This is a genomic window from Xanthomonas cissicola (genome assembly GCF_008801575.1).
In the GTDB taxonomy this organism is placed as follows: Bacteria; Pseudomonadota; Gammaproteobacteria; order Xanthomonadales; family Xanthomonadaceae; genus Xanthomonas; species Xanthomonas cissicola.
In genome coordinates this window covers 87194-101741 of record NZ_VZPL01000004.1, presented here as the reverse complement: position 1 = coordinate 101741, position 14548 = coordinate 87194, and the positions used below count along the sequence as shown (strand labels likewise).

The following is a 14548-nucleotide window of genomic DNA, read 5'->3' as shown; positions in this document are numbered from 1 at the left end:
GCGTTTACCTCAGCGACGGATGGTGCCGAGTCCGGCCGGCTCGGCGGTACTGGCATAGCGGTTGGACAGATCGGCCGCCGCGTTGCCGATGGCGGCCACCGCACGGTCGATGGTCGGGCCGTTGGCGATCGCCGCGATCTTGGCCGCATAGCCCGGATCGGTGGCGTACCCGGCTTGTTGCAAGCCGCGTGCAAAACCCTTGATATCGGTGCCGGCCTGCAGCGCGGTCTGGTAACGGCTGTTGTTCTTCAGCAGCCGCACGTAGTCGGCAAAGCTCTCCTCGGCCGAGCCATAGGCGCGGAAATCCGCGGTTTCGGTGGTCTTGACGCCGTTGACGTATTCGTGGGTGCCGGTGGTGACCTTGTCGCCGCTCCAGCCGGTGGCCTTGATGCCGAACAGGTTGTTGGAGTCGCCACCGTTGCCGATGCCGCGACGGCCCCAGCCGGTTTCCAATGCGGCCTGTGCCACCAGCGCGCGCGGGTCCACCCCCAGTTCGCGCGCGGCTTTTTGCGCATGCGTCCAGATCTTGGCGACAAAGCCTTCCGGCGTGCGCTCGCCCAGGCTGGCAGCGGCGCTGCTGGCGGCACTCGCATTCACCGCGGCATTGGCATCGGCCGCATCGCTGGCGGCCACGTCGGCCCAGCGATCGTTGGCCGACGGCCAGCTCAGCGCGGCAGCATCGTCGCTGCCGGCTTCGCCAGCGCCGGTACGCCCGGCAATCAGATCCAGCACCTGGCTCATGCCGATGCCGCTCAGGTTGCCTGCGCCCAGGGCCGCCTTCGCCACGCTGCCGGTCGTGGTGCCGGTGGCCGCACCATCGCGGGCGGGCAGCGGCAACGAGGCATCGCGCTTGCCGGCGACCAGGGCGTACGCCTTCGCCGCTTCGGCGGTGCTCAACGAGGTGTTCAAGGCCGGGCCGCCCGTATCGCCACTGAGCTGCTTGGAAATCATCGCCGACAGACCCAGCCCCTTGCCGTCGGTCAACGCCTTGGCCATCTGCTGGTCGTACATTTCGCGGAACATCTGGTTCTGGCCCGGAAACATCGGGTCGCCGGAGCTCGCATCGCGCATGCTCTTGACCAGCATCTGCGCGAACTGACCTTCGAGCTGACGGGAGACCTTGTCGATCTTTGCGGGATCGGCCTTGGTGCTCGGGTTGAGATCAATGGGCGAGGCTGCGATACGCATGTCAGATCACCTCTAGCTCCGCGGTGAGCGCACCGGCTTGCTTGAGCGCTTCCAGGATGGCCACCAGGTCGCCGGGCGCGGCGCCTACTTCGTTGACTGCACGTACGATCTGATCGAGCGTGGTGCCGCCTTCGAACTTGAACATGCGGCTGCCTTCGGAGGTGGCCGTGATCGTCGATTGCTGGGTCACCGCGGTGCGGCCGCCACTGAAGGCGCCCGGCTGGCTGACGTTGGTGTTTTCGCTGATGGTGACGGTCAGCGAGCCATGCGCGATGGCGGCCGGCATCACCCGCACCAGCTGGCCGATGACCACGGTGCCGGTACGTGCATTGACCACCACCTTGGCCGGTGCATCGCCAGGGGAGAGTTCGACGTTTTCCAGTCGCGACAACAGGCCGATCCGCGCACCCGGGTCGGTCGGCGAGCGCACCGCCACGGTCACGCCGTCGACCGCACGCGCGGTGCCGGCGCCGAAGCTGCTGTCGATCGCCGCGACCATGCGCGAGACGGTGGTGAAATCGTTCTGATGCAGGTTGAGGGTGATCTCGCCGGTGCCGGCGAACACGTCCGGCAACGCACGTTCGACGGTGGCGCCGTTGGGAATGCGACCGACGCTGGGCACATTGACCGAGACGCGCGAGCCGTCCTTGCCCTGCGCACCGAAGCCGCCGACTACCAGGTTGCCCTGGGCCATCGCATACACCTGGCCATCGGCGCCTTTCAGCGGCGCCATCAGCAGCGAGCCGCCGCGCAGCGAGACGGCATTGGCGATCGAGGAGACGGTGACGTCGATCGGCTGGCCGGGCTTGGCGAACGGCGGCAATTCGGCATGGATGGCCACGGCCGCGACGTTTTTCAGCTGCGGGTTGACGTTCGCCGGAACATTGACGCCCAGTTCGCCAAGCAGGTTTTTCAGGCTCTGCACGGTAAAGGGCGCCTGGCTGGTGCGGTCGCCGCTGCCGTCCAGGCCAACCACCAGGCCGTAGCCGACCAGCGCGTTGCCGCGCACGCCGCCGACCTGGGCAAGATCCTTGATGCGCTCGGCGCTGGCCGGCGCGGAAATCGCGCACAGCGCGACGGCGGCAGCCAGCAGACGGAAGGGCAGGGAAGACAGGTTCATGGTCGCAGGCTCAGTAGGGCGACAGACGGGAATTGAAGAAGCGGCTCAGCCAGCCCATCGCATTGGACTGCGCGATTGCGCCGCGGCCGCCGTAAGCGATGCGGGCGTCGGCCACCTTGCTGGAGGGCACGGTGTTGTCCGGGGCGATGTCGGCGGCGCGCACGATGCCTTGCACCTGCACCAGTTCGTCGCCCTGGGTCAGGCGCAGGTTCTTCTGCCCCTGGATCACCAGGTTGCCGTTGGGCAGGCGTTGCATCACGGTGACGGTGACGCTGCCCTGCATGCGGTTGCTCTGCGCGGTGTTGCCCTTGCCGGCAAAGCTGCGGTCGCCGCTGGTGCTGTTCTCAAGCACGTTCAAGCCACCGACGGTGAGCGGCGCGCCCAGCAAGGTCGGCGCGGCCATGGTGGTGGCGTCCTTCTTGCTGATGCTGGTGTTGGCGGTGGACGAGGCGGTGGTGCTTTCGACCAGGTTCACCGTCAGCAGATCGCCGACATCGCGGGCACGGCGATCGCCATACAGGTTCAGGCCGGGGCCGGCGGCGTAGATCGCACCGGCCGTCGGCTGCGCCACCGGTGCCACGACCGGCACGATCGGCGCCATTTCGGCGAACGGACGTACATCGCCGGCGGCCACGCAGCCACCCAGCAGCGCGCTGCAGGCAATGGCGAGGCACGGGCGGGAGAGAGAAGGCAGGCGTGACATGGCGTTGATTCCTGAGAGTGCGAGGAGCGGCGAGTCGATCAGACGTTGTTGTTCAAGTAACCGAGCATCGAGTCGGTGGTGGAGATGGCCTTGGCATTCATTTCGTAGGCGCGCTGCGTCTCGATCATGCTCACCAGCTCTTCCACCGTATTGACGTTGCTGCCTTCCAGTGCGCCCTGCACGGTGGTACCCAGGCCGTTGAGGCCGGGGGTGCCGTTTTGTGCGGGGCCCGAAGCGGTGGTTTCGACGAACAGGTTCTCGCCCTTGGCCTGCAGGCCCGAGGGGTTGATGAAGTCGGTCAGCGTCAGTGCGCCGATTTCCTGCGCGGCGGCCTGGCCGGCGAGGGTCACGCTGATGGTGCCGTCGTTGCCGATGGTCAGCGACTGCGCGCCTTCCGGCACCTGGATGCCGGGCTGCAGCGGGTAGCCGCTATTGGTGACCAGTTCGCCCTGGGCATTGATCTGGAAGGTGCCGTCGCGGGTATAGGCGGAGGTGCCATCGGGCATCTGCACTTCGAAGAAGCCGCGGCCGTTGACCATCACGTCCAGCGCGCGGCCGGTCTGCTGCTGGCTGCCCTGGTCGAAGCCCTTGAACGTGGACACCACGCGCACGCCGGTACCCAGTTGCAGGCCGGTCGGCAGCTGCGTCTGCGCGGAGGTCGAGCCGCCGGGCGCACGCACCTGTTGGTACAACAGGTCTTCGAACGCGGCACGGTCGCGCTTGAAGCCGGTGGTATTGGTATTGGCCAGGTTGTTGGAAATGACCGACATGCGCGTCTGCTGCGCATCCAGTCCGGTTTTGGCGACCCACAAAGCCTGATTCATGACCCGATTCCTCGTTAGACCCGGGGATGTGTTCCGGGCACGGCTGGGTATATGCACGTGCCGTGCCAAAGCGGCGCCGGTTTTCTGCCGGGTGTGCGGTGGGTCACGTGGAGTGGGGGTTGCTGCGGGTGCGTAGGGCAGGGGCGGCAGCTGGGAGCAGGTGTCAGCGGCAGCGGTGGGGCTGGGCATGGATCCGCTTTGAAATCTGTTGCCGGTTGAGCGCTCGATCAGGGGCGGATCGCGCGCTTGGCGGCAAGCGGGTGCGTTGTTGGCCGTGTCTTGCTTGAGCTTGGTCCGGGCTTGAGGCAAAAGCTGGGTCTGTCGAGGGCGCGGTGCCCTCACCGTTTGCGGGACACACCGTGAACCCATCCATGGGGGCGCGATGGCGGCATCCATGCCGCCAACGGTCCCGCAAGCAGCAAGGGCACCGCACCAGACAGTTGGCTGGTGGTTCTACCGAAGAACGAAGACACCGCGTTGCACGGTTTGCCTACTGCTTTGTTGAAAGCTCGACCCATCGACCAATTTGACTGGTCCTTGCCCGCCCACCGTCGTGGGACCCTTGGCGGCTTGTATGCAGCCATTGAGCTTGTAGGGACCTACTTGCCGCGTGTCTGGCGATGGTGGGCGGGGGCAAGGGCCCTGCAGCGAGGGCGAAGATCAGCTCGTCTGCAGCGTAAGCCCAGATCATTCGCTCTGCAGAAAACCTGCCAAGCTGGCTTTCGATTGCCAACAGCGCTGGCTGGCACGAAGGCGCAGCCCGCATGAGCTGCGCTTAGCCGCTCACCCGCAGCAGCGAATTGGCCGATTGCGCGTTGTCGTCGCCGTTCTTGATGATCTTGACCTGCATTTCGAACTGCCGTTGCAGCTGGATCATTTCCACCAGTGCGCCGGCCGCGTCCACATTGCTGCCTTCTAGCATGCCGCTGTTGATGGTCTTGCCGGTGGCTACTGCAAATGCCTGCGCCGGGTCGGTGCTGGTGTTGCGCATCAGCCCGTCGGGGCGCCGCGTCAAACGGTCGGCGGGCGCATCCACCACCTTCATCTTGCCGACGATGGCCATGGTCTGCGGGCCTTCGCCCTGCGGAATGATCGAAATACTGCCGTCGCTGCCGATCTCCATCGCCTGGTGCGGCGGGATCGTCATCGGGTTGCCGCCTTCGTCCAGCACCGCATGCCCGTTGGCGGTGACCAGTTGGCCATTGGCGGTAAGCGCCAATTCGCCGTTGCGGGTGTAGGCCTCGCTGCCGTCGGGCGACTGCACCGCCAACCAGCGGTCCTGCTGCAGCGACACGTCCAGCGGGTTGCCGGTGACCTTCTGATGGCCCTGGCTACGATCGAACCCTTGGTCCACATGCAGCGCATCGATCCGCGACGGATAGCCCTTGCCCTGGATCTTGAACGCCTCGGTGTTGGCCAACGCAGCCTTGAATCCCACCGTATCGACGTTGGCGAGGTTGTGCGAGACGGTACTTTGCGCCTGCAGTGAGGCGCGGGCACCGGTCATCGCGACGTAGAGGGCTTTATCCATGGGACACCGAGACTTGAGATTCGGGATTGGGGATTCGTAAAGGCGGACTGTTGCGACTCGGGATTTGAGGGGGCAGGGCCGGTCACCGATTGACGGAGTGCCGGCTTTTACCAATCCCTAATCCCGAATCACCAATCCCGGCTTTAACGAATATTGATGATCGTCTGGGTGACCTGATCCTGGGTCGAGATCATCTGCGAGTTGGCCTGGAAGTTGCGCTGGGCCACGATCATGTTCACCAGCTGCTCGGTCAGGTCCACCGTGGAGGCTTCCAGCGAGCCGGATTCGATCTGGCCCAGGTCCGAGGTGTCCGGCGCGCCGGTGCGGGCGGCACCGGAGGTGTAGCTCTCGGCCCACATGTTGTTGCCCTGCGACTGCAGGCCCTGCGGGTTGACGAAGCTGCTCAGCGCGACCTGGCCCAGCGGTTTGTCGGCGCCGTTGGAATAGCGTGCGAACACCACGCCGCTGGTGTCGATGCTGATTTCGTTGAGCTTGCCGCTGGCGTAGCCGTCCTGGCGCGTGTCGCGCAGGGCGAAGGCTTCGCCGTACTGGGTGGAGCCAGTGACGTTGAGCTGCATGTTCAGCACGCCCGCGCCGGTGCTCGGGGTGAACGGGTCCATCGCGATGATGCCGTTGGCCGGGGTGGTCAGCGCGCCGGTATCGGAGAACTGCAGGGTGGTCGGGGCGCCGACCGCAGCACCGTCCACGTAGTTGTAGACCTGCCACTCGTTGGGGTTGGCGGTCTTGACGAAGTAGGAGGTCTGCACATGGCTGACGCCCAGCGAGTCGTAGACATTGATGCCGCCGGTGGAGTGGCTATAGGTCTTGTCGTCGGCCGGATTGAACGGGGTCACCGTCGGCGCGGTGGCATTGCCGGGCAGGGTGAAGGCCAGGTTGACCGTGGAGGTGGATTTCGGCGGGCTGTCGGTGGTCAGCAACTGCAGGTCCGACAGGCGGCCCACGTCGAAACCGTTGCCGCTGGGGTTGGGTGCGAATACCTGCAGGCGTGCGCCCTGCGGGTTGACCACATAGCCGTTGGCATCGGTCTGGAAATTGCCGGCGCGGGTATACATCTTGGCGCCGTTCGACGAGACGGTGAAGAAGCCTTCGCCGGAGACCGCCAGGTCCAGGCTGCGCCCGGTCGGGTCGATATTGCCCTGCGAGAACTGCTGGGCCACGTTGCTGACGCGCACGCCCGAACCGACCGCATTGCGCGACAGGCCGTAGCTGGTGCTCTGGAACATGTCGGCAAACTCGGCGCGCGATTCCTTGAACCCGGTCGTGTTGACGTTGGCGATGTTGTTGGAGGTGACGTTCAGATCGGCATTGGCTGCGTTGATGCCGGACAACGAGGTATTGAAGCCCATGGACGAGTTCCTTTAAGTGTTGGTTGCCGGCTCAGCTGACGCGGAGCACGTTGGCGAGCGGGGAAGTGCCTAGCCCGGTCAGGTTGAGATACAGACCGTCCGAGCCGATCGTGACGCTGTCCACCGGTGCCTGGACATAGGTAGACAACTTGCTTTTGGAGCCGGCGGTGTCGGTCTGGGTGGCAGTCACGCCGTACTTGCCGGCCGCCATGCGATTGCCGTTTGCGTCGGTGCCATCCCAGTCAAACGACACTTCACCGGCAGCGCTGGCCGGCACGCTGATCTGTTTGACGAAGGTGCCGTTGGCGTCGGTGATTTCGAAATTGACGAAACCGGCCGAGGTCGCGGCGACCACGCCCTTGGCCGAGCCGGTGGCATCGATCGCGACCTGCGCCGAGGGCACCAGCACGTCGTGGCCAACCAGCGCTGCGCCCTTGAGCACCTGGTCGCTGTTCATGGAGTCGGAGAAGTTGCTGACCTTGGTATTGAGGTCGCCAATGCCCTGCACGGTGGAAAACTGCGCCAACTGCCCGAGAAACGCGCTGTTTTCCATCGGTTTGAGCGGGTCTTGATGCTGTAGCTGTTCGGTCATCAATTTGAGGAAGTCGGCCTGGCCGAGTGCATCCTCCTTCTTGGCGACGGTGCTGCTGGTACTCAGGCCAAGGCTTTTGTAGAGATCGCTGCCGATCGTGCTCATGTGGAGTGTTCCGTTGGTGAGGGTCAGCTAGGAAGGGTCAGCGACCCATGGTGAGTGTCGCGAGCGCCAGTTCCTTGGCGGTATTGAGCATTTCCACGCCTGCCTGGTAATTGCGTGAGGCGGAAATCATGTTGACCATCTGCGAGACCGGGTCCACGTCGGGCGAGAACACATAGCCCTCGGCGTCAGCCAGCGGGTGGCCGGGTTCGTAGCGGCGGATCGGCGGCGCATTGGTGGTGGTGATCTCTTTGACGTTCACCGAGGTCAGGCTGGGGTCCTGGCGGCTTTGCTGGGCCTGGAAGATCGGCTCGATCGGCTTGTAAGTGGCCTCGGCCGAGCCTGCGACCGAATCGGCATTGGCCAGATTGGACGCGATGGTGCTCAGGCGCACCGACTGCGCGTGCAGGGCCGAGCCGGCCACATCGAAGATGGGAAGATTGCTCATGACTTATTGGCCCGTGATCGCGGTGAGCATCGAGCGCACCTTGGATTCGAGGAAGCTCAGCGACGCGCGGTATTCCAGCGCGGCGCGGCCGTAGGCGGCGCGTTCGGCATCGGGATCGACGGTATTGCCGTCAAGGCTGGGCTGATCGGCTTCGCGGGTGAACTGGAAGGGGTTGAGCCCGGCGCCGCCGCCTACTTCGTAATGCTTGGCGTCGGTAGTCTGCAGCAGACCGCCATCCTGCTCGCCCTGCGCCGACTTCAGCGCCGCCTCGAAGTTCAGGTCCTTGGCCTTGTAGCCGGGCGTGTCCACATTGCTCAGGTTGCTGGCAATGAGCTTCATGCGCTGCTCGCGCAGCGTCAACGCGTCGCCATGGACGCCGAGGAACGAAGAGAAGGGACTGGACACGGTGCTCTCCCGCGAAGTGTTGCCAGGGAGGAAGCAATGTTTGTGCCAATCGAGGTGGTACGGGCTATGGAGCGCGGAGAATGATCGGCGCTACCGACGCACGGCAGCTTGCTGTCCGGAAACGCGATGGCCACGCCATCCGTCGCGGAATTGGCGCGGTCAAACTCGACAGGCCGAAAGGTTCGACAGTCCCGAGGCGCAGTCTGGCGTCAGCAGATGTGACGTCGGAATCGCGTGGACGCGCTTGCCTCACCTTTCTGCGCTGCAGTGCTTCTGCAGCTGGGCAGCACCTTGTGGCTGCCATCGGCTCCGACCCGGCAGCCGCTTGGTCTTGCTCAGGCCGCTTCGGCGACCACTTTCAGGCGGGCCAGCACATAGTCGGCCAGTTCGTGGGCGCTGTACTTGGCCACGAAGGCATTGGCGCCCACCTGCTCGACCATGGCGTTGTTGAACACGCCCGACAAGGAGGTGTGCAACAGCACATACAGGCCTTGCAGGCCCGGGGTGCGCCGGATTTCCGTCGTCAGCGTATAACCGTCCATTGCCGGCATCTCGATGTCGGAGATCACCATGGCGTAGCGGTCGGCCGGGTTTTCGCCCGAGGCAGCCACCTGCAGCAGGTGGTCCAGCGCCTGGCGGCCGTCCGACAGCAGGGTCGCCGAAACGCCCAACTGGTCGAGCACGCTGCGGATCTGCTGGCGCGCCACGCGCGAATCGTCCACCACCAGCACCTGGAACTGGCGGTCGTAGGCCACCAGCTGCAGCGAGGGATCCAGTTGCACATCCTTGCTGACCTTGGCGATATCGGCCAGCACGCTCTCCACGTCGATGACCTGGATCAGTTCGCCCTGGAAGCGCGTCACCGCCGTCAAATAAGTGGCTTCGGCGCCCAGTTCCGGCGGCGGGTGGATATCTTCCACCGCGATATTGACGATGCGCTCCACTCCGCTGACCAAGAAGCCCTGGACCGAGCGGTTGAACTCGGCAACGACCAGATAGCCGGGACCGTTTTCCGAATGCGAGTCGCGTTCCGGGTGGCCGATGGCCAGGCCCAGATCCAGCACCGGCACCGAGCGCCCGCGCACGTCGGCCACGCCGGCGAACTCGGTCGGCAGGCCAGGCACCTGGAACAGTTCCGGCCGGCGCAGCACTTCCTGCACCTTGAAGACGTTGACGCCAAAAAGCTGGCGTCCGCCCAGCCGGAACAGCAGCAGGGCCAGTCGGTTGTGGCCAGCCAGTCGCGTGCGCTGGTCGATGCGGTTGAGCAGATCGTGGGTCATGGGGCAGATATCGACAGCGCCCTCGGGAAACTTGAGGGCTTTATGGTTGGTCAGGGGCGCTGTTGGGATTGGGGATTGGGGATTCGCTCAAGCGCCGGGATGAGGTGATTTGGGATTAGGGATTCGCTTAAAGCGTGCATTAGCGAGTTTGTCTGCCGCTGCTGCTTCTGCATTCTTGAGAGCTCGGTATGGTTGTCGAAGAGATCCGGTCGGTGAAGGGGCTTCGGCAGTGGATAAATGAATCACCCGCAAGGCCGCTTTTACGAATCCCCAATCCCGATTCCCCAATCCCGGCAAAAACAGGCACGCCGCTTGCAACGCCTGTCCCGTCTTCCTCCGGATCCGGTCCCATGCGCCTGCTCCTGCTTGTCATCTTGTTGGCTGCCGCTCCGGCCTGGGCCCAGAGCTATCAGTCCGTCGATTCCATCCGTGCTGCGGCGCTGGCGACCGTTGGCCCGGACGCCGAAGCCGAGGCCACGCTCGATCCGGGCCTGCGCATGCCGGCGTGTCCGGTCGCGCTGCAGGCGCAGCCCACCGGCACCAATACGGTGGAAGTGGCCTGCCCGCAGCCTGCCGGCTGGCGCTTGTTCGTGCCATTGAAGGTGCGTCGCAACCAGGACGTGCTGGTCTTGCGGCGCGGCATCGGCGCTGGAGAAACCATCTCGCTGGCCGATATCAGTATCGAGAAGCGTGACGCCGCGCGCATCGTCGGCGCGGTGCTGGCCGACCCGGTCGCTGCCGTGGGCAAGACCGCCCGTCGCATCCTTCCGGCCGGCTCGCTGCTTTCGGCCAACGATCTGGTCACGCAGCGGCTGGTCCGGCGCGGCGACACCGTGCCGCTGGTCTCGCGCAATGGCGGGCTGGAGGTGCGCATGACTGGGCGCGCCCTGTCGGACGCCGGCGAAAACGAGCGCGTGTCGGTGGAAAATTCGTCCTCGCGCCGGGTGGTGCAGGGCATCGTTGAAGCGAGCGGAACCGTTGTGGTCTCCAGGTAAAAAATTTCTATAAAGTTTTTTTTCTGGGTGCCGTTATCCCCTACGACCTGTAGAGGAGTTCCTGACATGACCCAGAAAATCGAAGGCAATCTACCGACCGCTGCCACCCTTCGCACCACGGCCACCAGCAGCAAGATCGCTTCGGCCGGCGAAGATCGCGCGTCCCCGGTTGCCGCAACCCCGCCGACCGACAGCGTCAAGTTGACCGGCGAAGCCACCAACCTGCAGAACCTGCAGCGCGAGCTTTCGCAGTCCTCGGCGATCGACACCGGTCGCGTCCAGGCGGTGAAGGATGCATTGCAGAACGGCAGCTATTCCATCAACCCGGACGCCATCGCCAGCCGCATGATGGATCTGAATCAGCAACTGGCGGGTTGATCCCCGACTGAAAGGATGAACGTGAACGAGTTCCTGCAACGTCTCAGCGATGCGCTGGCCGGCGAACGCCAGGCATTACTCGAGAACGACATCGACGGGCTGATGCGACACACGCAGGACAAGCTGTCGGCGCTGCAAGCGCTGGAAGCGGCGATGCCTGCAGGCGAAGAAGAGCGGCTGCGTGAGCTGGCCGAAGCCAATCGCGCCAATGGTGCGCTGCTGGCACGCCGTCGCCGCGAAGTGAACTGGGCGCTGCGCCACCTCGGCCGCACCGAAAGTGCGCCGTCCTACGATGCCAAGGGGCAATCGAGCGTACTGCGCGGCGGGCGTTCGTTGGCCGTGGCCTGAGTTGCACGCTGTTTCGTGGCACACCCGGTGGCAGATGGTGCGGCAGGCTTAGGCGAGCAGGCAGGTGCCGTTCGCTCTGCGACGCGCCGCCGGCTAATGCAAAACGACAATACGGAGCGTCAATGGTTCGGCGTATATTGAGGCATCCTCTACGCCGCCTGCTCCCGTGACCGCCAAGTTTTTTCTCAATCAAGCCTTATTGCCGTCCCCGGATATCCTGCGCGCCTTCGGCGACCAGATGATGGAGGGGCTGCTGCTGTTCCGCGCAGACGGAAAGCTGATTCTGGCCAATGCCATCGCACGCCAGAGCCTGTGCAATGAAGACCCCACCGACGATCGCAATCTGGGCGAGCGCATCTCGCAGGTATTGCCATCTGACGCACTCAATCAAGCGCGCAGCAAGGGCAGCTGGACCGGCAGCCTGCCGGTCGCCGACCGGGTGGTCATTGCGCACCTGTATTACAACGAAGAGTGCGGGCCCGGGCATTTTCTGGCGCTGTTCCACAACATCGAAGGCCAGCAGGATTACGAGCGCGAGCTGCAACAGCGCCACGCCGAATTACGCCAGGCCTATCTGCGCTTGAACGGTGCGCAGGACAAATTGCTGCAATCGGAAAAAATGGCGTCCATCGGCCAGTTGGCCGCAGGCGTGGCGCACGAAATCAATAATCCGATCGGTTATGTGCACTCCAATTTGGGCAGTCTGCAGGAATATCTGCGTAGCCTGTTCACCCTGATCGAAGCGTATGAGCGCGCGCTGCAGGCGCCGGACCCCAAGGCGCTGATTCCGGAAATCGACGAGATCCGCAGCCGCGCCGACATCGACTTCATCAGCCGCGATCTGCCGCAACTGATGGCCGAATCGCGCGAAGGCATCGAGCGGGTGACCCGCATCGTGCGCGACCTCAAGGACTTCTCGTACTCGGACCGGTCCGAGTCGTGGAAGATGGTCGACCTGCATGCGGGCCTCGAATCCACCATCAACATCATCTGGAACGAGCTCAAGTACAAGGTCACGCTGGAGCGCAACTACGCCGAGCTGCCGTTGGTGGAGTGCCTGCCATCCGAGCTCAACCAGGTCTACATGAACATGCTGCTCAATGCCGGCCAGGCCATCGTCGAGCGCGGCACGATCACCGTGACCACCGGTCGCGACGAAGCAGAAAACGTCTGGATCCAGTTCCAGGACAGCGGCGCCGGCATTGCCCCGGATCTGCTGCAGCGCATCTTCGACCCCTTCTTCACCACCAAACCGGTCGGCAGCGGCACCGGCCTGGGTCTGTCGATTTCCTACGGCATCATCAACAAGCACCACGGCCGCATCGACGTGGAAAGCACGCCGGGGCAGGGCGCCAGTTTCAGGATCACGCTACCGATCCGGCAGCCGCGGTAGCGCTGACGCGCTGGGAATGGGGAATCGGGAAATGGGAAATGGGGAATCGGGAATCAGTAAAGCAGCTTTTCGCTCGCTTGATCTGGCTGCGTGTCTGAGAAGCAACAAGACGCAGAGGTCTGCTCTACCGATTCCCCAATCCCGATTCCCTATTCCCGGCCGTTACGCAACTCATCATGCGTGCGGAACGCCTGGCGAATATGCTCGCGCAGTTCGTCGTCGTTCCAGGGTTTGGTCAGGAAACGGTAGATCGCGCCGCGGTTGATGGCCTCGGTGACGGTGGCCAGGTCGGTGTAGCCGGAGAGCACCAGGCGCACCGTGTCGGGGTAGAGCATCTTGACCCGTCCCAGGAATTCGGTGCCGCTCATGTCGCTCATGCGCTGGTCGGACAGGATCACCTGTACATCGTTGGTGGCCAGCAGGTCGAAGGCGTCGCGCACGTTGCCGGCCGCCAGAATCCGGTAACCGTCGCGGCGGAACAGGCGCACCAGCGAGCGCAGCACGTTTTCTTCGTCGTCCAGCAGCAAGAGCGTGCGGTCGGGGCGGCTTTCGGCGAACGATTCCGGGCGCAGGTAGCGCCGCCGTAGTGCCATGCCCGCCGACTCGGCCGACATCGGCTCGCCGAACAGGTAGCCCTGGAAGATGTCGCAATCGTTACGGCGCAAAAAGCCCAGCTGCGCCTGCGATTCCACGCCATTGGCAATCACCGTCATGCCGAGCTGGTGGCCCATGGCGATGATGGCGCGCGCGATCGCCGCCTCGCGGCTGCCGGCCGGTGCGCTCTTGATGAAGCTGCGGTCGATCTTGAGCCGGTCCACCGGGTAGCGCACCAGCGCGCTCAGGCTGGAATCGCCGGTGCCGAAGTTGTCCAGGCTCAGGCTGATGCCTTCGTTGCGCAGGTTGGCCATCGTCTCGTGGACGAAGTTGACGTTGTTGGTCAACGCGCTTTCGTTGATCTCCAGCGTGACGAACTGCGCCGGTACACCGGCAGTCTGCAGCATCGCCATCACTTCGTTGAAGAAGCCCGGGCGCAGCAACTGCAGCGTGGAAACATTCACTGCGATGCTGAAATCGTCGAAACCCTGGTCGCGCCACAGTCGCGCCTGGCGCACCGCGTTCTGCAATACCCATTCGCCGATCTGCACGATCACGCCCAGGCGCTCGGCGGTACGCATGAAGCGTTCCGGCACCAGCATGCCCAGGGTGGGCGACTGCCAGCGCAGCAGCGCTTCCATGCCCACGATGCGGCCATCGCGCGCACTCACCAGCGGTTGGTAGCGCAGGCGCAATTCGCCGTGCGGAATCGCATCGACGATCTGCCGCGCAATGATGCTTTCGCTATGCGCGTTGGTGGCCGAGTTGCGCGTGTACAGCCGCACCGTGTTGCCGCCTTCGCGCGCGGCCTGGTAGCTGGCTTCTTCGGCGTAATCCAGCAGCGTGGACAAGGAGGTGGAATGTTCCGGACACAGGCTGATGCCGACCTTGCCGGTCATGAACAAGGTATACGGCAGCACCGACAGCGGCAGTTCCAGTTGCTGGCGGATTTCCTCGGCAAAATCTTCCGGCAAGGGCGTGTCGTCGCGGCGCACCGCCACGACCACCATTTCATCGCTGCCGTGGCGCCACAGCTTGCCGCGCGCGCCTAGAAATTCCTGCAGCCTGCGCGCTGCCAGCGTCAGCGCCTGGTCGCCGACCTCGCCACTCATGTTCTCGTTGATCGAGGCGAAGTGATCGATATCGACGTGGAAGATCATCAGCGGCGGGCCGCCGGACGCGGCCGCATCCACCAGGTGCAGCAATTCGGGATTGCCCGCGCCAAGCCGGGTGGGCTTGACGATTTCCAGTCCGGGCGGGATTACGGGGCTCCACATGAC

Annotated in this window: 15 protein-coding genes; 4 read left to right on the top strand and 11 right to left on the bottom strand. The window is 64.3% G+C overall.

The window, feature by feature from the left end; all coding sequences use genetic code 11:
* Positions 1-9 precede the first annotated feature (9 nt).
* The 10 genes from flgJ to F7R02_RS03050 form a co-directional block, all read right to left on the bottom strand.
* Entirely contained in the window at positions 10-1188 is a 1179-nt protein-coding gene (flgJ, locus tag F7R02_RS03100; RefSeq protein ID WP_078517241.1) for a flagellar assembly peptidoglycan hydrolase FlgJ, read from the bottom strand.
* A gap of 1 nt (position 1189) precedes the next feature.
* Positions 1190-2308: a flagellar basal body P-ring protein FlgI gene (locus tag F7R02_RS03095; protein WP_078590971.1), complete on the bottom strand. Its 1119-nt coding sequence runs from the start codon at positions 2306-2308 to the stop codon at positions 1190-1192.
* A gap of 10 nt (positions 2309-2318) precedes the next feature.
* Positions 2319-3011: a flagellar basal body L-ring protein FlgH gene (gene flgH / locus F7R02_RS03090; protein ID WP_003482963.1), complete on the bottom strand. Its 693-nt coding sequence runs from the start codon at positions 3009-3011 to the stop codon at positions 2319-2321.
* Positions 3012-3049: 38 nt separating this feature from the next.
* On the bottom strand, positions 3050-3835 hold the full coding sequence (gene flgG / locus F7R02_RS03085) for a flagellar basal-body rod protein FlgG (RefSeq protein ID WP_003482961.1): 786 nt from the start codon (positions 3833-3835) through the stop codon (positions 3050-3052).
* A 775-nt stretch (positions 3836-4610) separates the two neighbouring features.
* Positions 4611-5366 (bottom strand): flagellar basal-body rod protein FlgF, encoded by a 756-nt coding sequence (flgF, locus tag F7R02_RS03075; protein ID WP_019300290.1) that lies wholly within the window; start codon positions 5364-5366, stop codon positions 4611-4613.
* 143 nt (positions 5367-5509) lie between these two features.
* Positions 5510-6733 carry a flagellar hook protein FlgE gene (gene flgE / locus F7R02_RS03070; RefSeq protein ID WP_003482957.1) on the bottom strand — a complete coding sequence of 408 codons (1224 nt, stop codon included), beginning with the start codon at positions 6731-6733 and terminating at the stop codon, positions 5510-5512.
* 31 nt (positions 6734-6764) lie between these two features.
* Entirely contained in the window at positions 6765-7430 is a 666-nt protein-coding gene (locus F7R02_RS03065) for a flagellar hook assembly protein FlgD (protein ID WP_078590970.1), read from the bottom strand.
* 37 nt (positions 7431-7467) lie between these two features.
* On the bottom strand, positions 7468-7875 hold the full coding sequence (flgC, locus tag F7R02_RS03060; RefSeq protein ID WP_003482953.1) for a flagellar basal body rod protein FlgC: 408 nt from the start codon (positions 7873-7875) through the stop codon (positions 7468-7470).
* A 3-nt stretch (positions 7876-7878) separates the two neighbouring features.
* Positions 7879-8280 carry a flagellar basal body rod protein FlgB gene (flgB, locus tag F7R02_RS03055; protein WP_003482950.1) on the bottom strand — a complete coding sequence of 134 codons (402 nt, stop codon included), beginning with the start codon at positions 8278-8280 and terminating at the stop codon, positions 7879-7881.
* Between the two features lie 335 nt (positions 8281-8615).
* Positions 8616-9560 carry a chemotaxis protein CheV gene (locus F7R02_RS03050; RefSeq protein ID WP_003482947.1) on the bottom strand — a complete coding sequence of 315 codons (945 nt, stop codon included), beginning with the start codon at positions 9558-9560 and terminating at the stop codon, positions 8616-8618.
* A 350-nt stretch (positions 9561-9910) separates the two neighbouring features.
* Here F7R02_RS03050 and flgA point away from each other — a divergent pair, with 350 nt between their 5' ends.
* The 4 genes from flgA (at position 9911) to F7R02_RS03030 (ending at position 12674) form a co-directional block, all read left to right on the top strand.
* Entirely contained in the window at positions 9911-10555 is a 645-nt protein-coding gene (flgA, locus tag F7R02_RS03045; RefSeq protein WP_005914452.1) for a flagellar basal body P-ring formation chaperone FlgA, read from the top strand.
* A gap of 66 nt (positions 10556-10621) precedes the next feature.
* Complete coding sequence (flgM, locus tag F7R02_RS03040) at positions 10622-10933, top strand: flagellar biosynthesis anti-sigma factor FlgM (protein WP_003482943.1); 312 nt, start codon at positions 10622-10624, stop codon at positions 10931-10933.
* A 15-nt stretch (positions 10934-10948) separates the two neighbouring features.
* Complete coding sequence (locus tag F7R02_RS03035; RefSeq protein ID WP_003482942.1) at positions 10949-11281, top strand: flagella protein; 333 nt, start codon at positions 10949-10951, stop codon at positions 11279-11281.
* A gap of 166 nt (positions 11282-11447) precedes the next feature.
* Complete coding sequence (locus tag F7R02_RS03030; RefSeq protein ID WP_078590969.1) at positions 11448-12674, top strand: ATP-binding protein; 1227 nt, start codon at positions 11448-11450, stop codon at positions 12672-12674.
* Between the two features lie 149 nt (positions 12675-12823).
* On the opposite strand, the gene F7R02_RS03025 is transcribed toward F7R02_RS03030, so the two are convergent.
* Positions 12824-14545 (bottom strand): EAL domain-containing protein, encoded by a 1722-nt coding sequence (locus F7R02_RS03025; protein WP_003482940.1) that lies wholly within the window; start codon positions 14543-14545, stop codon positions 12824-12826.
* Between the last annotated feature and the right edge of the window lie 3 nt (positions 14546-14548).